Genomic DNA, 21,447 nt, shown 5'->3' with positions numbered 1-21,447 from the left:
GCCGAGCCCGCGGCGGTCGCCGAGATCGTGGCCCGCTGCGCGCGGCTGCCCCTGGCGCTCGCCGTCGCCGCCGGGCGGGCCGCGACCCGGCCGGAGCTGCCCCTGGCGGACCTGGCGGCGTCGCTGCGCGCCGCCGGCACGCCGTCCGGCACGCTGGACGCGATCGCCGGCGACGACCCGGTGTCCGACCCGCGGGCGGTGTTCTCCTGGTCCTACCGGGCGCTGCGACCGGCGGCCGCGGAGCTGCTGCGCCGGATGAGCCTCGCCCCCGGCACGGACCTCGGCGCCGGCGCGATCGCCAGCCTCGCCGGCGTCCCGGCGGACGCGGCCCGGGTCCCCCTGGCGGAGCTGGTGCGCGCCAACCTCGTCTTCCAGGACACGCCCGGCCGGCACTGCCTGCACGACCTGCTGCGGGCGTACGCCGCCGAGCAGGCCGCCGTCCACGACGCGGCGCCGGGCCACCGGCTGGCCGTACACCGGCTGCTGGACCATTACCTGCACACCGCCGACGCGGCGGCCCGCCTGCTCGACCCGGCCCGCGGCCCGCGGCGCCTCGGCGACCCGCAGCCCGGCACGACCGTGCCCCGGCCCCGGACCCGCGGCGAGGCCCTGGCCTGGTTCGACGCGGAACGCGACCCGCTGCTCGCGGCTGTGCGCCTCGCCGCCGACGCCGGCTTCGACGGGCACACGTGGCGGCTCGCGGCCGCGGTCACGACGTTCCTCGACTGGCGCGGGCGGTGGCACGACCTCGCCGCCGTCCACGAGACCGCGCTGCGGGCCCAGCTGCGGGGCCGGTCGCCGGCTGTGGACCACGCGGGCCTGGGTGACACCGCGTGCGCGCTGGGTCGCACGTACGCCCGGATCGGCCGCTACGAGGACGCCGAGCACCACCTGGGCGCCGCGATGTGGGTGCATGAGCAGGCCGGTGACACGGCGGGGCTGGCCCGGGCCGGCTACCACCTGGGCGGGCTGGCGCTGCGCCTGCGCCGGTACCCGCAGGCGCTGACCCTGACCGAGGAGGCGCTGCGCCGCTTCGACCGGCTCGGCGACCGGATCTGGCGGGCCCGCGCCCTCAACGCCACCGGCTGGATCCACGGCCACCTCGGCGAGCACCGGCAGGCCCTGCAGCGCTGCCGGGAGGCGCTCACCGAGACGATCGAGCTCGACGACCGGCACGGCGAGGCGGGCGCCTGGGACGCCGTCGGCCACGCCCACCACCGGCTCGGCGACCCCCGCCAGGCGATCGCCTGCTACGGGCACGCGCTGCGGGCGTACCTGGAGCTCGGCGACCGCTCCGGCGAGGCCGCGGTCCTGGCCCACCTCGCCGACGCCCACGACGACGCCGCCGACCCGGTGACCGCCGCCGAGCACCGCCGCCGCGGCCTGTCGATCCTCAGCACGCTGGATCCCGCGGCAGGGGCATGACGGGGGGGCATGACGGGGGCATGACACCGGCGCGCGGGTCAGGCGGTCGCCTTGCGCAGCGCGGTCCAGGACAGCGCGGTCAGCAGCACGACGGCGAGCGAGGGCCAGCCGGCGAACAGGGACAGCGCGCTCTGGTCGAGGAACCAGTCGCCGACCGCCGGCCACCTGCCCGTCCTGGTGATGAGGGCGGCGGTGAGCCCGAGGACGACCATGACGGCGGTGATCGCGCCGAAGACGCCGTTGGTGCGCCAGCGCACGTACACGGCGCCGAGCGCGATCCCGATGAGGCTCATCAGCAGCAGCGGCACGCCGTAGATGAGCAGCTGGGCCGGCACGCCGTAGGTGTCGAGGGGGCCGATGCCGAAGAACCGCATCCGCAGGCCCCACCCGCCGGTGGCGGCCTCGACCGCCTGGAGGACGACGAGGAGCACGGCGTAGATGACGGTCTGCGCGAGGGTGAACAGGCCGATCGCGGCGCCGAACTCGCGCCGGGTCACGCTCATCCCGAGCGCGAACGGGAACTGCTGCGCCATCGCGACCGCCCCGAACACGAGCGCGGTGATGTAGACGCTGGCCAGGCCGCCGGTCACGGGACGGTCGCCCATCTCGTCGCCCATCGAGCCGAACAGCACCAGGTTGACGGCGAACGCGATGCCGAGGATGACCAGGGGCCAGACGAGGCCGTCGCGGCGGCCCGCGGCCTGCATGCGGACGATGGCGAAGACGCGGTTCATGAGGCGGCCTTCCGTGCGGTGATGCGGACGACGAGCTGCTGCAGCGAGACGGGTTCCAGCTGGACGCCGGCCTCCCGGGCCGCGCCGGCTGGGACGGCGCCCCGGACGGTGGCCCGGGTGAGCGGCCCGAGCTGCTCGCGGTGCAGCTCGTCGGTGTTCACGGTGAGCCGGTCGACGGCCGGCGCCGGGCCGGTGACGGTGACGACCTGCCCGCGCAGCGCGTCGGCGGCCTCGTCCAGGACGATCCGGCCGCGCTCGATGAGCAGCACGTGCTCGATGAGGTCGCCGACCTCGTCGATGAGATGGGTGGAGAGCACGACGGTCCGCGGGTGCTCGGCGTAGTCGGCGAGCAGCCGGTCGTAGAACAGCTGGCGCGACACGGCGTCCAGGCCCAGGTAGGGCTCGTCGAAGAACGTCAGCGGCGCCCGGGACGCGAGCCCGACGGTGACGCCGAGCGCGGACAGCATGCCGCGGGACAGCTTCTTCACCAGCCGGCCGACGGGCAGCTGGAAGTCGGCGACGAGCGATCGGGCGAACGCCTCGTCCCACTCGGGGAACAGCAGCCGGCCGGCGAGCAGGACGTGCCGCACCTTGAACGTGTCCGGGTAGCGCTGGCTCTCCTTGACGAAGCTGACCTGCCGCAGCACCTGACTGTTCTCGACCGGGTCGGCGCCGAGGACGCGGATCGTGCCGCCGGTGGCGAACTGCTGGCCGGTGAGCAGCTGCATGAGGGTGGTCTTGCCGGCGCCGTTGCGGCCGAGCAGGCCGTAGATGCCGTTGCGGCGCAGGTCGAAGCTGACGTCGTCGACCGCGGCGACGGAGCCGAACCGCTTCGAGACGCCCTGCACCGACACGACGGGGGTGGTGGTCATCGCTGCTCCTCGTGGCGGTCGATCATCGTCTTGAGCTCGTCGGCGTGGATGCCGAGCTTCGCCGCCTCGGCCAGCAGCGGCTGCAGGTACAACTCGCTGAACTGCTCCTTGCGGCGCTGCCGGAGCCTGGCCCGCGCGCCCGTGGAGACGAACATGCCGATGCCTCGCTTCTTGTAGAGCACGCCGTCGTCCACCAGCTGGTTGACGCCCTTGGCGGCGGTGGCGGGGTTGATCCGGTGAAACGCCGCGAGCTCGTTGGTCGACGGGACCTGCGCCTCCTCGGGCAGCGAACCGTCGACGATCGACGTCTCGATCTGCTCTGCGATCTGCAGGAAGATCGGCCGACCTTCATCCATCGGCTTGGTTCGTCGGTTCATTACTCATGTAACTAACCATGCAACCTCGCCGCCGCCGCGTCAAGCCCCGCGTCGCGGGGTAGCGTCGAAGCGTGCAGAAGATGGCGTGGCTGGCCGTGCGCGACCGGGACCCGGCGGCGGCGCTCGGGCTCACCGAGCTCGGCGAGACCGGCTGGCGGGCCGGCGTCGACCTGGCGTACTTCACCGACGACCGCCTGATCGTGACGCCCCCGGTCGACGGGTGGGTCCTGGTCCTGGGCATGGCGCTCATGAAGGACCGGCCGGACGTGACGGGGCTCAGCGCGGCCCTGGAGACCGAGGTGCAGTTCTTCTCGTCACATCGAGGGCTGCAGGTGTACCGGTGGCAGCGCGCCCGGTCGGGGGATCTGCTCCGGTCGTTCGCCGCCACCGACGGCGAGATCGACGAGATCGGCGAGGCGTCGGACCTGGAGCGGTCCTTCGGTCAGCTCGTCGACGACGGCGACGTGCACCGGGTCGCGGCACAGTGGAGCGTCGACCCGGGCACGGTGAACGTCCCGGTGCGCGTGTTCAGCAACGGGTCGTCCTCCCGCGGCGACCGGTAGGCGGTTTCGGCCTCCGCGGGCTTCTTCAACTGCGGCCGCTCAGCCTCAGCTTTCGGCTTCTCAGCTGCGGCTTCGGCTGCGCCAGGGCTTCAGCTGCCGCTGCGGCGGCCGCGGCTGCGCCACGAGAACGGGCCGGGCAGGTCGTAGCGGTGCGCCCTGGTCTTCGAGTTCCACGACCACTTGCCGATCTTCAACCCCCACGAGGACAGGCCCTTCGGGGTGAAGTTCAGCACCAGCGGGCCGAAACGCATCGCCTTACGGAACAGGATCGGCACGGGTCCTCCTCGACGTGATGTGCCGTCAAGGATGACCCATGCGCGCCACCGGCCGGGTTGAGGGGTCGGTCTACGTTGGACACATGGCCCAACAGGTGAAGTACGACCGCCGTGAACAGTTCGAGCAGATCCAGTCCGGTCTGCTGCCCGGCGAGACCATCATCGCCGTCTACGACGCCGTCGGCATCGGCACCGGGTTCATCGGCCTGACCGACCGACGCGTGATCCTGCAGGACCGCTCGTTCGTCGGCAAGCGGCTCGCGCTCACGTCGATCCCCTACCAGAAGGTGACCGCCGTCTCGATCGTGAGCAACAAGTCGTGGGCGGGCAACTTCTTCAGCAGCGGCAACATCGCCGTCCACGTCGGCGCCCACACGTACGAGATCGAGGTCCGCGGGGTCGAGAAGACCCAGCACATCCACAACGTGATCCTGCACTACGCCGTGTCCCACTGACCCACGGCCGGCTTGCGGCCGACTTACGGCGTCAGGACCACCTTGCCGGTCGTGTGGCCGAGCTCGCCGTACTCGTGCGCGCGGACGACCTGGTCGAGCGGGAAGACCCGGTCGACGTGGACGGTGAGCCGGCCGTCGAGCACGAGCGCCGTGAGGTGCTCGAGGCCGGCGCGGTCGGGCTCGGCGAGCAGGAACACACCGCCCGCCTCGATCGCGGCGGCCTCGTCTGCGCCGTTGAGGGCGACGAGCGCCCCTTCCGGCCCGAGGGTCGCCACCAGCTCCGGGATCTGCCCCGCGATCGTGGCGACGGCCACGTCGATGTCCTTCACGCCGGCCAGGTCGCCGGGCTGGTGGTCCAGGACCTCGTCGGCGCCGAGGGACCGCACGAAGTCGTGCTTGGGTGCCGACGCGGTGCCGATCACGTACGCGCCGCGGGCCTTCGCGATCTGCACGGCGAGGTGGCCGACGCCGCCGGCCGCGGCCGGGACCAGCACCCGCTGCCCTTCGAGGACACCGGCCGTCTCGACGAGGACCTGCCAGGCGGTGAGGCCGGCGAGCGCGAGCCCGCCGGCCTGCTCGTGGCTGAGGTTGAGCGGTTTCAGCGCGAACTGCCGGGCGGGCCCGGTGACGTACTCGGCGTAGGCGGCCGCCTCCCCGGGGAAGCGGGGCATGCCGAACACCTCGTCGCCGACGGCGAACCTGGTGACGCCGGTGCCGGTCGCGGCGACGACCCCGGACAGCTCCCAGCCGACGGTGAACGGCGGGGTGCCGAGGAAGCCGCCGCCGGAGCGGACCTTCCAGTCGACCGGGTTGACGCCGGCGGCGTGCATCTCGACCAGGATCTCGGTCGGGCCGGGGTGCGGGACGTCGGCCTCGGTGACGCGCAGCACCGACGCGTCGCCGAGCACGTTCTGCGTCACCCGTCGCACTGTGTCACCCGCATCATTCGGACGGTAGCACCGTCTCCGCCGCCCAGGACCGCCAACTGTCGAGCTTGCCACCGGCGACCGCGAGCTGGTCGGCGACCGGCCCGGGGCCCGTCGACCCGGGCGTGGTGCGCGCCGCCAGGGCGCCGGGGACGGAGAACACCTCGCGGACCGCGGGCGTCAGGTGCGGGCTGACTGCCTGCAGGTCCTCGTCGGAGACCTCGTCGAGGCCGATGTCGCGGGCCGCGGCGAGCACGACGAGCTTGCCCGTGATCTCGTGCGCGTCGCGGAACGCCACGCCCTGCCGGACGAGCCACTCGGCGACCTCGGTGGCCAGGGTGTAGCCGACCGGCGCCTGCTCGGCGAGCCGGTCGACCCGGACCGTCATCGTGGAGACCATCCCGGCCATCGCGGGCAGGACCAGCTCCAGGGTGTCGACCGCGTCGAACACCGGCTCCTTGTCCTCCTGCAGGTCCCGGTCGTACGCCAGCGGCAGGCCCTTGAGCATCGCCAGGACGCCGGTGAGGCCGCCGATGAGCCGGCCGGACTTGCCGCGGGCGAGCTCGGCGATGTCGGGGTTCTTCTTCTGCGGCATGATCGACGACCCGGTCGCGAACGCGTCGTCGAGCTGCACCCAGCCGAACGCGGGGGTCGTCCACAGCACGACCTCCTCACCGAGCCGCGACAGGTGCACGCCGGTGAGGGCCGCGACGAACAGGAACTCCGCGACGAAGTCCCGGTCGGAGACGGCGTCGATCGAGTTGGCCGCGGCGCTGGCGAACCCGAGCTCCTTCGCCACCTGCGTCGGGTCCAGCGGCAGCGACGACCCGGCGAGGGCGCCGGCGCCGAGCGGGCTGACCGAGGCGCGCGCGTCCCAGTCGCGGAGCCGGTCGAGGTCGCGCAGCAGCGACTGCACGTGCGCGAGCAGCTGGTGGCCGAACGCGATCGGCTGCGCCGGCTGGAGGTGCGTGAACCCGGGCGCGGGCGTGTCGACGTGCCGGGCGGCCTGCTCGACGAGCGCGTCGGCGAGCTCCACGATCCGGGCGGCGACGCCGCGGGCGTGGTCACGCAGGTACAGCCGCAGGTCGGTGGCGACCTGGTCGTTGCGGGACCGGCCGGCGCGCAGCTTCCCGCCGAGCGCGCCGAGGCGCTCCAGCAGACCCCGCTCGAGGGCGGTGTGCACGTCCTCGTCGTCGACCGTGGGCCGGAACTCGCCGGCGGCGCACGCCGACTCCAGGTCGTCGAGCGCGGCGAGCATCCGGCCGAGCTCGTCGGCGTCGAGCAGCCCGGCCCGGGCGAGAACCCGCGCGTGCGCCCGCGACCCGGCCAGGTCGTAGGGCGCCAGCCGCCAGTCGAACTGCACGCTCACCGACAGCCGGGCGAGGGCCTCGGCGGGCCCGCCCGCGAACCGGCCGCCCCAGAGACGGGTCGGGGACTCAGAAGACGAAGTTGCCACGCGACGATCCTTCCATGTGCAAGATCGCGTTATTTCGACGGGCCGTCGAGATGGGCCCATTCGGTGAGTTTCGCCGCGAGCAGCTCTCCGGCGGTCGGCTGTCCGAGCGGGTCGGGCCCCTGCCGGGCGACGACCATGATGGTGTCGTCGCCGGCGATGGTGCCGACGATGTCGGGCAGCCCGGTGCGGTCGATGGCGCTGGCGAGGAACTGCGCGGCGCCCGGCGGGGTGCGCAGGACGACGAGGTTGCCGGAGCTGTCGGCGCCGGTGAGCAGCTCCCGCAGCAGCCGGATCAGCCGGGTCGGGGCCTCCTCCGCCGGGCGCAGCGCCCGCTCGCCGTCCTCGGGGATGAGGTACTCGCCGCGGACCTTGACGGCCCGCAGCTCCTCGAGGTCCCGCGACAGCGTCGCCTGCGTCACCTGGATCCCGTCCGCGGCCAGCAGCTCCGCCAGCTCCGTCTGCGACCGCACCGCCGACCCGCGGATCAGCGACGCGATCCGGTCGTGCCGCGCGGCCTTCGAGACGGGAACGCTCATGACGTCGCCCCGGCCGCGCCGCGGCGGTCGCCCTCCGCGCCGCTCACGAATGGTCCAGCAGCCAGGCCAGCAACGCCTTCTGGGCGTGCAACCGGTTCTCGGCCTCATCCCAGATCGCGCTCTGCGGGCCGTCCATCACCTCGGAGGTGATTTCGTCGCCACGGTGCGCGGGCAGGCAGTGCAGCACGATAGCGTTGGCATGGGCGTTCGCGAGGAGCTCCGCGTTCACCTGGTAGGGGCGGAAGGGCGTGATCCGGTCGAGCCCGTCGCCCTCCTGACCCATCGACGTCCACGTGTCCGTGACGACGACGTCCGCGTCCTTCACGGCCTCCGCAGGGTCCGGCACCCATTCGACGCCGCCCCGCCGGCGCGCGGCGTCCACAATGGACGCGTCGGGCTCGAAGCCGGCCGGGCCGCTCAGGCGCACCCGCATGCCGGCGGTGACCCCGGCGAGCGCGTAGGAGTTGGCCATGTTGTTCGCGGTGTCGCCGAGGTACGTGAGGGTCCGGCCCTCCGTCGAGCCGAGGCGCTCCCGTACCGTCAGAAGATCCGCGAGCAGCTGACACGGGTGGAAACCGTCGGTGAGCGCGTTGACGACCGGCACCGTCGCGTGCTCGGCCAGCTCCGCCACGCGCGCGTCCACATTGGACCGGATGACGATCGCCGACACGTACCGCGACAGGACCTTCGCCGCGTCGCCGATCTCCTCACCCCGGCCGAAGTGGGTGCTGACCGCGTCGATGATGAGCGGGGTGCCGCCGAGCTCGGCGATGCCGACCTCGAACGAGACCCGCGTCCGCAGCGACTGCTTCTCGAAGATGACGGCGACGGACCGCGGACCGGCGAAGGGCTTGAACCCGTGCCGGTCGGCCTTCATCGCCGCGGCCAGGTCGAGGATCTCCCCCTGCTCGGCCGCGGTCAGGTCGTCGTCCCTGAGCAGATGACGAGGCATCAGGCCCGCACCGCGTCCAGGGCCGGGCCGAGCGCGGCGAGGAACGCGTCGGCCTGCTCGTCGGTGAGGATGAGCGGCGGCGCGATGCGCAGCACGTCCGGCTGCGCCGCCTGGGCGAGGAACCCGGCGTCGCGCAGCACGGCGGCGAGCGCGCCGGCGGCCGGCCCGTTGAGGACGATGCCGAGCAGCAGCCCCGCCCCGCGGACCTCCCTGACGAGCGGGCTGTCGATGGCCTCGACGCCGCGGCGGATGCGCTCGCTGAGCTGCTTGACGTGCTCGAGGAGGTGCTCGGACTCGATGGTGTCGAGGACCGCGAGGGCGGCGGCGCAGCAGACCGGGTTGCCGCCGAACGTGGAGGCGTGCTGGCCGGGGCCGAGCAGGGTGGCGGCGCCGTCGAACGCGATCATCGCGCCGAGCGGCAGCCCGCCGCCGAGGCCCTTGGCGAGGGTGACGACGTCGGGGCGCACACCCTCGGCCTGGTGGGCGAACCAGTGCCCGGTCCGGCCGATGCCGGTCTGCACCTCGTCGAGGGCGAGCAGCGCGCCGTGCCGGGCGGTGACCTCCCGCGCGGCGGTGAGGTAGCCGGCGGGCGGGACCACGACCCCGGACTCGCCCTGGATCGGCTCGAGCAGCACCATCGCCGTGTCGCCGTCGACGGCCGCCTCGAGCGCGGCGACGTCACCGTACGGGACGTGCACGACCTCGCCGGGCAGCGGGCGGAACGGCTCCTGCTTCGCGGGCTGCCCGGTGAGCGCGAGCGCGCCCATGGTGCGGCCGTGGAAGCCGGCCTGCGCGGCCACGATCTTCGTGCGGCCGGTGCGGCGGGACAGCTTGAACGCGGCCTCGTTGGCCTCGGCGCCGGAGTTGCCGAAGAACACCGCGCCCGGTCGGCCGCCGAGGTCCAGGAGCCGCTCGGCGAGGGCGACGACCGGCGGCGACGCGAACAGGTTGGACACGTGGCCGAGCGTGGCGATCTGCTGCGTCACGGCGGCGACGACCGCGGGGTGGGCGTGGCCGAGCAGGTTGACCGCGATCCCGCCGAGCAGGTCCACATAGGACCGTCCGGCCTCGTCGACGACGACGGACCCGCTGCCGCTGACGAGTCCCAGCGACGGCGGCCCGTACGTGTTCATCACCGACGCCTCGAACCGCTGCACCAGCGTCATGAGCTCACCACCATGGTCCCGAACCCTTCCGATGTGAAGACTTCCAGCAGCAGGGAGTGGGGCACCCTGCCGTCGACGACGTGCGCGGCGGGCACGCCGCCCTTGACGGCGCGCAGGCACGCCTCCATCTTCGGCACCATCCCCGACTCGAGCGTCGGCAGCAGCTCGGTGAGCTCGTCCGCGGTCAGCTGCGAGATCAGCGACTCCGGGTCCGGGTAGCGGGCGTAGAGGCCCTCCACGTCGGTGAGCACCACGAGCTTGCGGGCCTTGAGGGCGATGGCGAGCGCCCCGGCGGCGGTGTCGGCGTTGAGGTTGTGCAGCACCCCGTCGGCGTCGGGCGCGACCGTCGACACGACCGGGATCCGCCCGGCGGCGATGAGGTCGGCGACGGCGCCGACGTTGACGTGCTCGACGTCGCCGACCTGGCCGATGTCGACCGGCGAGCCGTCGACGATCGCGGGCCGGCGCACCGCGGTGAACAGGCCCGCGTCCTCGCCGGACATGCCGACGGCGTGCGGGCCGTGCTCGTTGATCAGACCCACGAGCTCCCGGCCGACCTGCCCGACGAGCACCATCCGGACCACGTCGGCGGTCTCGGGGGTGGTGACGCGCAGGCCGCCCTTGAACTCGCTGGCGATGCCGAGCCGTTTGAGCATCGCCGAGATCTGCGGGCCGCCGCCGTGCACGACGACCGGCTTGATGCCGACGTGGCGCAGGAACACCATGTCGGCGGCGAACGCGCGCTTCAGCTCGTTGTCGAGCATGGCGTTGCCGCCGTACTTGACGACGACGGTCGAGCCGGAGAACCGCTCCAGCCAGGGCAGCGCCTCGATGAGGGTGTTCGCCTTGCCCAGCGCGATGCCGAGGTTCCGCCCGTTCATGCTGCGTTCGCCTTCGCCGTCACGACGTTCGCCTTCGCCGTCACGACGTTCGCCTTCGCCGTCACGACGTTCGCGTTCGCCGTCACGACGAGTACGCCGAGTTCTCGTGCACGTAGCCCATGGACAGGTCGTTGGTCAGTACCGTGGCCGCCGCCGCACCCGCGTGCAGGTCGACGGTGACCGTGACCTCGCGGGCGCTGAGGTCGACCTTGGAGCGGTCCTCGCCGGCCGCCCCGCCCTTGCAGATCCACACGCCGTTGATGGCGACGTCGACCTCGTCGGCCTCGAACGCGGCCTCCGTGGTGCCGATCGCGGCCAGGATCCGGCCCCAGTTGGGGTCGTTGCCGAAGAACGCGGTCTTCACCAGGTTGTTGCGGGCGATCGACCGGCCGACCTCGACCGCGTCGTCCTCGCTCGCCGCGCCGGTGACCTCGATCGCGATCTCCTTCGTCGCGCCCTCCGCGTCGGCGACCAGCTGCTCGGCGAGGTCCTTGCAGACGGCGGTGACCGCCTCGGCCAGCTCCTCCTGGGTCGGCTGGATCCCGGCGGCGCCGCTGGCCATCAGCAGCACCGTGTCGTTGGTCGACATGCAGCCGTCGGAGTCGATCCGGTCGAACGAGACCCTGGTCGCGGCTCTGAGGGCCGCGTCGAGCACGTCCGCGTCGGCCACGGCGTCGGTGGTCAGCACCACCAGCATCGTGGCGAGCCCCGGCGCGAGCATGCCGGCGCCCTTGGCCATCCCGCCGACGGTGAACCCCTGCCCGTTGCGGGCGGCCGTCTTCGGCACGGTGTCGGTCGTCATGATGGCCTTCGCGGCGTCCGCCCCGCCGTCGCGGGCCAGCCCGCGGGCGGCCGCGTCGACACCCGACAGCAGCTTCTTCAACGGCAGCCGCTCACCGATCAGGCCGGTCGAGCAGACCGCGACGTCACCGGCCCCGACCGGGAACCGCGACGCCCGCCCCGACAGCACGGCCGCGGTGTGCTCGGCGGTCGCGTGCGTGTCCTGGAAGCCCGACGGCCCGGTGCACGCGTTGGCGCCGCCGGAGTTGAGGATGACGGCCCGCACGATGCCGGCCCGCAGGACCTGCTGGCTCCACAGCACCGGCGCCGCTTTGATCCTGTTGCCGGTGAACACGGCCGCCGCCGTCCAGTCCGGCCCATCGTTGACGACGAGCGCCACGTCCAGCGCTCCGGCGGTGGCCTTGATGCCGGCGGCGACCCCGGCGGCCCGGAAACCCTTCGGTGCGGTGACACTCATGGCGCGATCCCATCGGCGGTGAGCCCGGCACCCTCAGGCAGCCCGAGCATCAGATTCGCATTCTGTACGGCCTGGCCCGCGGCACCCTTGACGAGGTTGTCGATCGCCGAGACCACGATGATCCTGCCGCTGTCGACGTCCACGGTCGCCTGCAGGTGCGCGGCGTTGCTCCCGAACGTCGACGCCGTGTGCGGCCACTGCCCTTCCGGCAGCACCTGGACGAACTGTTCGCCGTCGTACGCCTGCCGGAGCACCTCGGCGGGGTCCGCGGCGGTCTTCGCCTTCGCCGTCACCGTCGCCAGGATGCCCCGCGGCATCGGCGCCAGGACCGGCGTCATCGACAGCGACGTCGCCCCGGTCGCCTGCTTGATCTCCGGCACGTGCTGGTGCGCCCCCACCTTGTACGGCGACAGCGACCCCATCACCTCGGACGCCAGCAGGTGCACCTTCGCGGACCGGCCCGCCCCCGACGTCCCCGACGCCGCGACCACCACGACGTCCTCGGGGTCGGCGACACCCGCGGCGATCAGCGGCGCGAGCGCGAGGACCACCGACACCGCGTAGCAGCCGGTGTTGGCGACCCGGCTGGACGCCGCGATCCTCTCCCGCTGCCCGGGCAGCTCCGGCAGACCGTACGTCCACGTCCCGGCGTGGTCACCGGGGTAGTACTTCGTCCAGTCGGTGGCCGCCGCGAGCCGGAAGTCCGCGCCGATGTCGACCACCTTCACCGACGCCGGCAGCTGCGCCGCGAGCGCCGCGGACTCCCCGTGCGGCAGCGCCAGGAACACGAGGTCGGCGCCGGACTCGGCGAGCACCCCGGCCTCGGTCGGCGCCAAGACGACATCACGCAGCGACCGCACGTGCGGGTGCACCGCTCCAACCTTCGACCCTGCCTGCGCAAACCCGGTTGCCACCCCCAGGTCGAGATGCGGATGCCCGGCGATCAGCCGCAGCAACTCCCCACCCGCGTACCCTGAAGCCCCCGCAACAGCGACTCGTATTCCCATGCGTCCAACTGTATCTCTATGCATGCGTTGGTTTCAAGCAGATTGCGGACCCCGTCACTCCAGCCTCGGCATTCCCTTCAACTGATACACTGCGTAGCCCTCCAACTGCACCACCCAAGGTCAATTAGGTGGATGGAGTTAGGATGCTGGAGACCGGAACGCAGCGGCCATCACGGGTCCCGTAACCGCTCGCCGACCCGGCCACCGCTTTTCGCCCCCAGCCCGCCAACCACCACAACCCGTCCCGCCTTCACGCGCGCGAACACAGGAAGCACCCTCACCGACGCTCCCCCCGGTGGCGCGTCGACGCTGGAGCGTGGAGCGCCTGACGATTCGACACTGGCCACCTCAACAACGAGCCCGCAAGCCGGCCATCTGCACCAGACCGGCTCGACTGGACCGGCTCGACTGGACCGGCTCGACTGGACCGGCTCGACTGGACCGCAAGCCCCCGCCTGGGGCTGCCCAGCCCGGACCCGCAACCCAGACCCGGCGGCCCGGATGACACGACCCGGGACGATCCTGACGGCAGCCATCGACGGCGATCCCAGGCGAGGCCCGGCCCACCGGTTGCTGATCCGGCCGGTGTCCGAGTCGGCCGGGATGACCGGGCCCTCGCTGGTGACCTGGCAGCCGACCCACTGTCCGAGGACCCCGTGCAGGCGCTCAGCCTCCGCCGGGCCGCCGTCCAGAGGGTCGAGCCGAGCGGTGTTGCGGTCCGAGCGGTCCCGCCGGTTGAGCAGCCCGAGGCCGCCCGCCAGCCGAGCAGCCCACCGGCCGAGAGGCCCGCTCGTCGAATAGCCCGGTCCAGCCGCCCGCCGGTTGAGCCGCCCAAGGCCGCGCTGCCCGGTCGAGCGATCACGCGGGTCGAGCGGTCCACGGCCGTCGTGCCCCGGTGGCGTCGGCAGAGTCGACTGGCCACGCGCTCCAGCACGGCCCGATCGGTGCGACGACGGCGGCCGGCCACCGGATGCGGCGCGCACGCGCGATCCCAGCCAGCGCGGCACGCGCGGCTGTGCGCCGCGCAGCGGCGCATTGGGGTGCGGGTGAGAATCCCCGCCGGGCCCCGCCGCGGCAGCGGTGGGGGAGTTGCAGCGCTATTCGGGGTCTAGGACGCGGGCCAGTTGGGCGCGGTTGCGGACGTTCAGGCGGCGGTACAGGCGGGTCAGGTTCGCCTCGACGGCCTTGATCGACAGGAAGAGGGCGCGGGCGATCTCGCGGTTCGTGGCGCCGGCGCGGACGAGTTCCACGATGCGGCGTTCGGTCTCGGAGAGGCCTGCGCCACGGCCGCCGTCGAGGCGGGCCAGGTCGGCGGCGGCGACCTCGCGCCAGGGGTGTGCCTCGGCGGCCGCGTAGCGGCGGACGGCCTCGGAGAGGGCGGCCCGGGCGGCGCCGCGGCGGTGGGCCCGGCGTTCGAGGCCGCCCAGCGTGTAGTACGCCCGTGCGACCTCCAGCGGGTACGGGTGGTCCTGCCACTCCTCGATCGCCTGGTGCAGCGCCTCGGCGCCCTCGCGGGCCTCGCCGGTGGCGGCGGTGAGGACGGCGCGGGCGCGGGCCAGGCCGAGGAAGACGACCGTGCGGTCCAGGTGCCGGGCGTGCTTGTACACCTCGTCGAGCACCTCGGCGGCCTCGGCCCGGGCGCCGGCGCCGACGAGGGCCTCGATGAAGTCGGCGTGCCAGGGAAGGATGCCGGGGTCGAGACGGCCGAGGCGCTGGTCGAGAGCGTACGCCTCGCGCAGCGCCTCGGCGGCCGCGACCGGGTCGCCGCGCAGCATGTGGACGAGGCCGGAGGCGGCGTAGGCGAGCTTGATCCAGTCCTCGTCGCCGGCGGCGAGGCAGGCCGCGAGGCCGCGTTCGGCGTAGCCGGCGGCGGCCGTGGCGGTGCCGCCGCCGCTCTCGGCGAGGGCGGCCACGAGGTAGCCGGGGCCGGGGGTGGTCTCGACGTCGACGTAGAGGCGGACGCACTCGCGGCCGGCGGCGACGGCGTCGGCGCAGCGGCCGGCGCGCCAGTAGATGCCGGCGACGGACACGAGGACGGAGGCGAGGTCGCGGACGGTGCCGGCCCGTTCGACGGCGATGCGCAGGGCCTCGATCCGGCGGACGGCCTCGCCGGTCTCGCCCTTGAAGAGGCGGCTCATCGCGGCGACCTGCCGGGCGGCGACGGTCGCCGGGGTCAGGGAGAGCCCGCGGGCGAGCTTGCCGGCGCGTTCCAGGTATTCGTCGCCCTGGGTGCCGAGCAGGATGTTGCCCTTCCAGCTGAGCACCTCGACGAGCCGCTCCATGTCACCGCACAGCTCGGCGGCCTCCTCGGCGCGCTTGAGCTCGGCGAGGGCTCCTTCGCCGTCGCCGTCGTAGTAGGCCTTGACGCCTTTGTACAGACGGACGTGGGCGAGCAGGTCGGGGGCGTCGACGGCCTCGACGAAGGCGGCGTCCAGCAGCGGGCCGGAGTTGGAGTGGTCTTCGCCGGACATCTCGACGAGCAGGAGCCGGGCGCCGATGCGGGTGCGGCGGTCGGCGGCGTCGCGCAGCGCCGCGGTCGCGTGCCGGCGGGCGGCGGCGGGCGATCCGGCGGCGTACGCGTACTGCGCGGCGCTCAGCCGGCGGACCGCGCCGACGCCGGGGGTGTCGCGCGGCGTGCGGTCGGCCGCGAGGGCCGCGAGGTCGGCGGCGACGGCCGGGGCACCGCGGAGGCGCGCCGCGGACGCCGCGTCGGCGAGGCACTCCGCGAGGGCCTCGTCGGGTTCGGGGCGGGCGGCGGCGAGGTGCCGGGCCCGGTCGACCGGGTCGGAGACGGTGTCGGCGAGGCGTTCGTGGGCCTCGCGGCGGGCGGCGGCGGTCGCGTCGGCGTACACCATCTCGCGCAGCAGCGGGTGGCTGAACCGGATCGCTCCGTCGGCGTCGGCATCCAGCACCGACGACGCCAGCGCCGCGTCGAGGTGGTGCTCGGCGAGGCCGCACCGCTGCAGGAGGGCGAGGCTGGGACGGGCGGCGGCCGCGACGACCAGCAGCGCGGGCCAGTCCGGGGCGGGGAGCGCCGCGAGCCGCGCGGCCAGCAGCGAGCGGAGACGGTCGGGCACGGGCAGGGGGTCGGTGGTCGGCACCGGTGCCACGCCGAGCGCGCGGCCGAGCTCGACGGCGTACAGCGGGTTGCCGGCGCTGGCCTCGTAGATCCGGTGCAGGTGCGCGCGTCCGGCCTCGGCGCCGAACCTGGCCCGGAGCAGGTCGGCGACGTCGCTCTCGGGCAGCGGCGGCACCAGCAGCGTCGTGCCCGGCGGTGGGCACAGGTCGAGGCGGGTGGGGCGGTCGCCGTCGGTGATCCGCTCGGCGGCGAGGATGCGCACGGGTGCCTCGCCGAGCCGGCGGGCGACGAACCGGAGGACCTCGGCGCTCGGCTCGTCGATCCACTGGACGTCGTCGAGGACGAGGAGCAGGGTGCGGTCGGCGGCGAGGGCGCGCAGGAGCTCGAGCACGGCGAGGCGCACGGCGAGCTGGTCGTGCGGGGTCGCGGGCAGGGCGCTGCGCAGCAGGGCGCCGTCGAGGGCGGCCCGCAGGTGCGCGGGCAGGTGCTCGGCGGCGTCGGGCGCGCCGTCGAAGAGGTCGACGAGCGCCAGGTACGGCAGGTCCGCCTCGGCCTCCGCGGCGGCGGCGCGCAGCACGAGCGCGTCGGTCTCGGCGCCCGCGATGGCGTCGAGGATGGTGGACTTGCCGATGCCCGCGGGGCCGTAGAGCAGCACGCCACCGCCGCCCGCAAGGCGCTCGCGGGCGTGCGCCAGGAGATCGGCGCGGCCGAACGGTACAACCGGCCAGGTGCTCACCACCACTGTTCCACCACGACGCCGAGTCTCTCCCGAACGCCACGCCGCCGCAACGGCTGCCCAACGCGGGTGAGCGTTCAGGCATCGCGATGTTGAACACCGTCAACGGAGCCGGTCGCAGGGCAGGACGGCCTCCCAGCCGAGGACCGGCCACTGTGCGGTATGGACCGTCACCCTCCGCAAACGGGGCTCCGCTTGGCATTGGGCGCGGGCGTACGACACGGTGGTGTCCCAGCGCGGGAGGCCGTCGGTGTAGCCGCCCGGTCGCAGACCGGCGACGCTCACCGCCGCCACGAGTGTCGCCAACGCGACAAACGGGACGGCCCCGAACCGGCCGTCCGGACGATCGCCGGGGAGTGTCAGGGCGACGGCCGCGGCGATGTTGGGCAGCGTGATCAGCACCAGGTACCGGCCCTCGGGGGCGCCGTGCACGGCGAGCTGGAACGCGCCCGCGAACGCGGCGAACCCGGCCAGGAGCGCCGCGAGCCGCCACTGCGGCCGGGTCCGGCGCAGCAGCGCGAGCGCGGCGCAGGCGGCGGGGACCGCCAGGCCGAGCAGCACGACGGCACGGTGCGAGAGCCATGCGTCGTCGAAGGCGTCGAGGAAGCCGAGGAACGAGCGCGGCACGCCCCAGCGCAGGTAGGTGCCGGCGACGGAGACCGGGTCCAGGTCGGGGCGCTCCCCCACGTCCCGCCGCGACCCGCCCGCCAGCAGCGGCACGAGCTGCAGCGCCGCCCCGGGCAGCAGGACACCGGCCCGCAGCAGCGCGTCCAGGTCGCGGCGGAGCCCGAGCCGCAGCAGCGCCACCGGCACGAGCAGCAGCCCGAGGATCGAGTTGAGCACGGCCAGCGCCGGCAGGGCGTACGCGACCACCCGCGGGAAGGTCCGCGACGGCGACCACAGCAGCATCCACAGTCCCGCGTACACGAGGGGGAACTGCAGCTGCGCGAGGGTGTTCGGCACGTACCCCACCGGCACGGCGGCGGCCCCGGCGACGACCCAGGCGCCGGCCCCGGCGCCTGCCCCCAGGCGGTCCCGGGCGGCGGCGAACACGGCGGTGGCCAGCAGCGCGGTGAGGGCGGCGGCGAAGGTGGCGTTGAGCGCCGCGGCCCAGGAGACGGGGAAGAGGGCGATGACGGCGAAGCACCCACGGGCCACGGTGTGGAAGTAGCCGTTGAAGGGCGTCGCGAAGGGTTCGTACCAGGGCAGGCTCAACGCGTCGGTGAGGAACTCCTGCCCGTCCTCGGCCCAGACGCTGTTGAACCCGCCCCGGAGCAGGCCGGCGGCGAAGAACAGCGGCAGGGACCAGCGGACAGCGTTCACACCGGGTCAAACGAACGGGCGCCCCGCACCGCAGTGCGAGGCGCCCGCCTCAAATACAGCCGGCCCGCCGGAAACCGAGCGGGAGCGGAACCTACAGCTTGCCGTCGGCCACGGCCTGGGTCACCCATGGGATGACCTCGTCGAGCATCTCGTCGAGCGACGTGGTCGCCTCGTAGCCGAGGACCTCCTTGGCCTTCGACACGTCCGGGACGCGCTTCTGCACGTCGTACTCGTACGGGTCGTCGGACACGACGCTGAACGGCACGCTGTCGCCCTTGATCTTCTTCCAGATCACCTCGGCGAGCTCCAGCACCGTGGTCGACTCGGCGGTGGAGATGTTGAAGTCCTGGTTGAGGGCGTCGTCGTGCTCCATGACGGCGATGATGCCCTTGGCCAGGTCGCCGCCGTAGGTGTAGTGGCGGACCTGCTCGCCGGTGCCGAGGATGTGCAGCGGGTCCTGGCCCTTCACGATCTTCTGCACCAGGTCGGGCACGACGTGCGACATGGCGAGCTTCACGTTGCCGGACAGGACCTCGACCTCACCGAGCGCGCGGCCCTCGCCGACGCCGACGCAGTTGAACGGCCGGACGATCGAGTAGGGCAGCTTGTACTGGTCCCAGGCGGCCTTCGCGTAGTACTCGACGGCGAGCTTCTGGAAGCCGTACGACGACAGCGGCGGCGGCACGAGACGCTCGTCGCCCTCCTTCGACGGCCAGTGCGTGGTCGACTCGAAGACCATCGACGACGACAGGTAGGTCATCTTCTTGAGGGTGCCGTCGCGGTGCGCCTTGATGGCCGCGTCGCAGGAGGAGGCCATGATCCGCTCGTTGGTGGCGAGCAGGTCGTAGGCGTAGGCGTGGAAGTAGGAGATGCCACCGATCATCGCCGCGCCGGCGATGAAGTGGTCGCAACCGTCGAGCAGCTCCGTGACGAGGTCGACGTCGCGCGCGTCGCCCTCGACGAACCGGTAGTCGGGGTGGGAGTCGTAGCTACGGGTGACCGGACCGTACTTCGAGTAGTTGTCCAGGCCGACCACCTGGTAGCCGCGGGACAGCAGCTCCTCGACGACATAACCACCGATGAAGCCGGCCGAGCCGGTGACCAGGACCTTTGGCACAGACACTCCTTAGTTCTGAACTGCTTCGTGATTGCTGGAAAAGGTGTCGCGGACCTCGGCGGGGGCCACCGTGGACGCCGCGCGGGCCGCCTGCGCGTCGTCGCGGGCCGCGGACGACGCCGGCCGCTTCGCGAGCTGTTCCATGGTGAGCCTGCGGCCGAACGCGAACCGGTACCACTTCAGGTAGCTGGGCAGGAACCGGCCGACGTCGAAGCGGGACTCGCCGAGCTGGCGGTCGAGCCAGATCGTCGGGATCTCCGCGACGGGCAGCCGCAGCCGCGCCGCCTTCGCGGTCAGCTCGATGCCGATCTCGAACCCGGTCTTGCTCTCGATGCCGACCTGCCGGACGTACGCCGTCGAGTAGGCCTTGAAGCTGTTGGTCGCGTCGCGGGTGCCGACGCGGGCGAACATGTACAGGGTCCGGCCGGCGCCGCGGGACAGCGCCCGCTTGAACCTGGGGCCGCCGACCTGCTGCCCGCCGGGCATGTACCGGGACGCGGCCGCGACGACCACGCCACGCTCGACGAGCCGGGCGAGGTCCTCGATCTGGCGCGGGTCGTCGGAGCCGTCGGCCATCGTGACGACGGCGACCGGGGCGCGGGCGACGTCGATGCCGAAGCGGATCGCGTTCGCCGGGCCGCGGCCGTAGGTGTTGAGCACGGTGCGGACGCGGGGGTCGCGGGCGGCGACGCTCTGCGCGAAGGGCACGGTGGTGTCCTCCGCCATGTCGTGCACGACGAGGACCTCGGCCGGCATGAGCACGGCGCGGAGGATCCGTTCGAGGCAGGGCACGATCGCCTCGCCCTCGTTGTACACGGGAATGACCACAGAAACCTGCGGCGTAAGCGTCATACGCGCACGCCCTTGTTGGTGATGCCCCACATGTCCGCGACCGGGATGTCGGTCTGCAGGTCGCGGTACTCGGGGTGCGGCGCGGCGATGATCAGCAGGTCGGCCTTGGCGAGGACCTCGTCCTGCGACACGAACCGGTCGTCCTTGACGTACGGGTCGCTGCAGAGGGTCTCCTTCGCCTTCAGCATGACGACCTTGCGCAGCTTGTAGGCCAGGGACTCGCGGATGTCGTCGCTGCCGCCCTTGAACGCCATGCCGAGGATGCCGACCGTCATCTCCGACAGGTCGAAGCGCTCCTGCAGCTTCGACACGACGTACAGCGGCAGGCCCTCGTTGATCAGCATGGCGCTGTGGCCGAGCACGAACGTGTTGTTGGTGAACGCCGCCAGCTGCATCGTGTCCTTGAGCAGGCACGGACCCGCGGCGAAACCGGCGCCCGGCATGTCGTTGGCGCGCGGGTACTGGAAGCGGATGGCGTGCCGGATCCGCTCGAAGTCCAGGCCGAAGTCGTTGGACATCATCCAGAACTGGTTGGCGGCGGCGAACTTGATGTACCGCCACGTGTTGGTGAACAGCTTCGCGAGCTCGGCCTCCTCGGGCTCGAGCCGCACGATGTCGCTCGCCAGGTTGCGGAACAGCTTCTCGGCCCGCTCCATCGCCGCGGGGTTGCGGGCGGCGACGATCTGCGGCAGCTCGAACAGCTCGGTCATCGCCTTGCCCTCGGCGATGCGCTCGGGGCAGAAGGCCACGTCGGCCTGCACGCCGAGGCGCTTGATGAGCTTCTCGGTGAGGGCGGTGACGCCGGGGTGCACGGTGCTGCGCAGCACGATGAGCTGACCGTCGCGCAGGTACTCCGCGCAGCGCTCGATCGCCGCGGGGACCGCGCCGATGTTGGGGTTGAGGTGCTCGTCGACGGGCGTGCCGACGATCACGACGAGGTGCTCGGCCGACGCGACGGTCGACGGGTCGGTGCTGGCGGTGAGCCTGCCCTCCTTGACGGCGGTGGCGAGCGGCTCGGCCGCGCCCTCCTCGTCGAACGGCAGCCGTCCGTCGTTCACCACCGCGACCGCGGCGGCGTTGATGTCGTACAGGGTGACCTGCAGGCCGCGGGAGGCCATGGCGATGCCGAGCGGCAGTCCGACCCGGCCGCAACCTCCGATGATCACGACGTCGGTCGTGAAACCTGCCGATGCACTATCGTCTGACACGCGCTGCCCCTCCAGGAGAGCCGAGATCGAAGCCGGCGCTTGGCGCGGGCCGAGCCTTCAGGATGACCTCACGCCACGTGACAAGACGGAGGATGGCTCGGCGCCGTGACGGTACCACTTCCGCACTGCCGGCTCCCGACCCGTTCAGGGTGAAGCGTCCCGCCCCACACCTTTCCCCCGGCTTTCCCGCCAGCGGAAATATCGCTCGGTCCGATATCTGACCGTCGCCTGGCGGGGGGCTCGACCGTT

At 73.0% G+C, this 21,447-nt stretch carries 20 protein-coding genes; 3 read left to right on the top strand and 17 right to left on the bottom strand.

Annotation, left to right across the window (positions count from 1 at the left end):
- The coding region (locus ABZ321_RS51730) for a tetratricopeptide repeat protein (RefSeq protein WP_354903784.1) at positions 1-1,425 on the top strand (1,425 nt) is incomplete at its 5' end.
- Positions 1,426-1,463: 38 nt separating this feature from the next.
- Here ABZ321_RS51730 and ABZ321_RS51725 read toward each other — a convergent pair.
- From ABZ321_RS51725 to ABZ321_RS51715, 3 genes are read right to left on the bottom strand one after another with little or no spacing between them, the layout of a single operon-like run.
- The gene (locus ABZ321_RS51725) at positions 1,464-2,159 is read right to left on the bottom strand and encodes a hypothetical protein (RefSeq protein WP_354903783.1); all 696 of its coding nucleotides are present in this window, start codon (positions 2,157-2,159) and stop codon (positions 1,464-1,466) included.
- On the bottom strand, positions 2,156-3,031 hold the full coding sequence (locus ABZ321_RS51720; protein WP_344503612.1) for an ABC transporter ATP-binding protein: 876 nt from the start codon (positions 3,029-3,031) through the stop codon (positions 2,156-2,158). Before ABZ321_RS51720 ends, ABZ321_RS51725 begins: the two co-directional genes overlap by 4 nt.
- Positions 3,028-3,387 (bottom strand): GntR family transcriptional regulator, encoded by a 360-nt coding sequence (locus ABZ321_RS51715; protein WP_344503611.1) that lies wholly within the window; start codon positions 3,385-3,387, stop codon positions 3,028-3,030. Before ABZ321_RS51715 ends, ABZ321_RS51720 begins: the two co-directional genes overlap by 4 nt.
- Before the next feature lie 101 nt (positions 3,388-3,488).
- Between ABZ321_RS51715 and ABZ321_RS51710 the strand changes: the two genes are divergently transcribed.
- Positions 3,489-3,971, top strand: coding sequence for a hypothetical protein (locus tag ABZ321_RS51710; RefSeq protein ID WP_344503663.1), 483 nt, complete (start codon positions 3,489-3,491; stop codon positions 3,969-3,971).
- A gap of 89 nt (positions 3,972-4,060) precedes the next feature.
- Here the strand turns inward: ABZ321_RS51710 and ABZ321_RS51705 are convergent, their stop codons facing one another.
- The gene (locus tag ABZ321_RS51705; RefSeq protein WP_344503610.1) at positions 4,061-4,246 is read right to left on the bottom strand and encodes a DUF4236 domain-containing protein; all 186 of its coding nucleotides are present in this window, start codon (positions 4,244-4,246) and stop codon (positions 4,061-4,063) included.
- Positions 4,247-4,329: 83 nt separating this feature from the next.
- On the opposite strand from ABZ321_RS51705, the gene ABZ321_RS51700 reads away from it, so the two are divergent.
- Positions 4,330-4,701 (top strand): PH domain-containing protein, encoded by a 372-nt coding sequence (locus tag ABZ321_RS51700; protein WP_344503609.1) that lies wholly within the window; start codon positions 4,330-4,332, stop codon positions 4,699-4,701.
- 23 nt (positions 4,702-4,724) lie between these two features.
- On the opposite strand, the gene ABZ321_RS51695 is transcribed toward ABZ321_RS51700, so the two are convergent.
- From ABZ321_RS51695 to ABZ321_RS51635, 13 genes are all read right to left on the bottom strand, one after another.
- Complete coding sequence (locus tag ABZ321_RS51695; RefSeq protein ID WP_344503608.1) at positions 4,725-5,621, bottom strand: NADP-dependent oxidoreductase; 897 nt, start codon at positions 5,619-5,621, stop codon at positions 4,725-4,727.
- A 22-nt stretch (positions 5,622-5,643) separates the two neighbouring features.
- Positions 5,644-7,083: an argininosuccinate lyase gene (argH, locus tag ABZ321_RS51690; protein ID WP_344503607.1), complete on the bottom strand. Its 1,440-nt coding sequence runs from the start codon at positions 7,081-7,083 to the stop codon at positions 5,644-5,646.
- 29 nt (positions 7,084-7,112) lie between these two features.
- On the bottom strand, positions 7,113-7,619 hold the full coding sequence (locus tag ABZ321_RS51685; protein ID WP_344503606.1) for an arginine repressor: 507 nt from the start codon (positions 7,617-7,619) through the stop codon (positions 7,113-7,115).
- Positions 7,620-7,662: 43 nt separating this feature from the next.
- On the bottom strand, positions 7,663-8,571 hold the full coding sequence (gene argF, locus ABZ321_RS51680; RefSeq protein WP_354903781.1) for an ornithine carbamoyltransferase: 909 nt from the start codon (positions 8,569-8,571) through the stop codon (positions 7,663-7,665).
- On the bottom strand, positions 8,571-9,737 hold the full coding sequence (locus ABZ321_RS51675) for an acetylornithine transaminase (RefSeq protein WP_344503603.1): 1,167 nt from the start codon (positions 9,735-9,737) through the stop codon (positions 8,571-8,573). The genes argF and ABZ321_RS51675 overlap by 1 nt, the downstream gene beginning before the upstream one ends.
- Positions 9,734-10,618 carry an acetylglutamate kinase gene (argB, locus tag ABZ321_RS51670; protein ID WP_344503602.1) on the bottom strand — a complete coding sequence of 295 codons (885 nt, stop codon included), beginning with the start codon at positions 10,616-10,618 and terminating at the stop codon, positions 9,734-9,736. Before argB ends, ABZ321_RS51675 begins: the two co-directional genes overlap by 4 nt.
- An 82-nt stretch (positions 10,619-10,700) precedes the next feature.
- Positions 10,701-11,876 carry a bifunctional glutamate N-acetyltransferase/amino-acid acetyltransferase ArgJ gene (gene argJ, locus ABZ321_RS51665; protein ID WP_344503601.1) on the bottom strand — a complete coding sequence of 392 codons (1,176 nt, stop codon included), beginning with the start codon at positions 11,874-11,876 and terminating at the stop codon, positions 10,701-10,703.
- The gene (gene argC, locus ABZ321_RS51660; RefSeq protein WP_344503600.1) at positions 11,873-12,883 is read right to left on the bottom strand and encodes an N-acetyl-gamma-glutamyl-phosphate reductase; all 1,011 of its coding nucleotides are present in this window, start codon (positions 12,881-12,883) and stop codon (positions 11,873-11,875) included. The genes argJ and argC overlap by 4 nt, the downstream gene beginning before the upstream one ends.
- 1,097 nt (positions 12,884-13,980) lie before the next feature.
- A complete protein-coding gene (locus ABZ321_RS51655) occupies positions 13,981-16,698 on the bottom strand; it encodes an AAA family ATPase (RefSeq protein WP_354903779.1) in 2,718 nt (905 codons plus the stop codon).
- Between the two features lie 102 nt (positions 16,699-16,800).
- Positions 16,801-18,021, bottom strand: coding sequence for a hypothetical protein (locus tag ABZ321_RS51650; protein ID WP_354903778.1), 1,221 nt, complete (start codon positions 18,019-18,021; stop codon positions 16,801-16,803).
- A gap of 91 nt (positions 18,022-18,112) precedes the next feature.
- Positions 18,113-19,138, bottom strand: a complete 1,026-nt coding sequence (locus tag ABZ321_RS51645; RefSeq protein WP_344503597.1) for an NAD-dependent epimerase/dehydratase family protein — start codon at positions 19,136-19,138, stop codon at positions 18,113-18,115.
- A gap of 9 nt (positions 19,139-19,147) precedes the next feature.
- Entirely contained in the window at positions 19,148-19,990 is an 843-nt protein-coding gene (locus ABZ321_RS51640; RefSeq protein WP_354903777.1) for a glycosyltransferase family 2 protein, read from the bottom strand.
- The gene (locus ABZ321_RS51635) at positions 19,987-21,156 is read right to left on the bottom strand and encodes a nucleotide sugar dehydrogenase (protein ID WP_344503595.1); all 1,170 of its coding nucleotides are present in this window, start codon (positions 21,154-21,156) and stop codon (positions 19,987-19,989) included. The genes ABZ321_RS51640 and ABZ321_RS51635 overlap by 4 nt, the downstream gene beginning before the upstream one ends.
- Positions 21,157-21,447 lie beyond the last annotated feature (291 nt).

The sequence above is a fragment of the Dactylosporangium sp. NPDC006015 genome, assembly GCF_040614215.1.
In the GTDB taxonomy this organism is placed as follows: domain Bacteria; phylum Actinomycetota; class Actinomycetes; order Mycobacteriales; family Micromonosporaceae; genus Dactylosporangium; species Dactylosporangium maewongense.
The sequence above is the reverse complement of the archived record's forward strand: the minus strand, read 5'-3'. Positions and strand labels throughout refer to the sequence as shown.

Coding starts and splice junctions, on each gene's coding strand:
- ABZ321_RS51725 (WP_354903783.1), bottom strand. CDS start 2,159: ATGAACCGCGTCTTCGCCATCGTCCGCATGCAGGCCGCGGGCCGCCGC.
- ABZ321_RS51720 (WP_344503612.1), bottom strand. CDS start 3,031: ATGACCACCACCCCCGTCGTGTCGGTGCAGGGCGTCTCGAAGCGGTTC.
- ABZ321_RS51715 (WP_344503611.1), bottom strand. CDS start 3,387: ATGGATGAAGGTCGGCCGATCTTCCTGCAGATCGCAGAGCAGATCGAG.
- ABZ321_RS51710 (WP_344503663.1), top strand. CDS start 3,489: ATGGCGTGGCTGGCCGTGCGCGACCGGGACCCGGCGGCGGCGCTCGGG.
- ABZ321_RS51700 (WP_344503609.1), top strand. CDS start 4,330: ATGGCCCAACAGGTGAAGTACGACCGCCGTGAACAGTTCGAGCAGATC.
- ABZ321_RS51685 (WP_344503606.1), bottom strand. CDS start 7,619: ATGAGCGTTCCCGTCTCGAAGGCCGCGCGGCACGACCGGATCGCGTCG.
- argF (WP_354903781.1), bottom strand. CDS start 8,571: ATGCCTCGTCATCTGCTCAGGGACGACGACCTGACCGCGGCCGAGCAG.
- ABZ321_RS51675 (WP_344503603.1), bottom strand. CDS start 9,737: ATGACGCTGGTGCAGCGGTTCGAGGCGTCGGTGATGAACACGTACGGG.
- argB (WP_344503602.1), bottom strand. CDS start 10,618: ATGAACGGGCGGAACCTCGGCATCGCGCTGGGCAAGGCGAACACCCTC.
- argJ (WP_344503601.1), bottom strand. CDS start 11,876: ATGAGTGTCACCGCACCGAAGGGTTTCCGGGCCGCCGGGGTCGCCGCC.
- argC (WP_344503600.1), bottom strand. CDS start 12,883: ATGGGAATACGAGTCGCTGTTGCGGGGGCTTCAGGGTACGCGGGTGGG.
- ABZ321_RS51640 (WP_354903777.1), bottom strand. CDS start 19,990: ATGACGCTTACGCCGCAGGTTTCTGTGGTCATTCCCGTGTACAACGAG.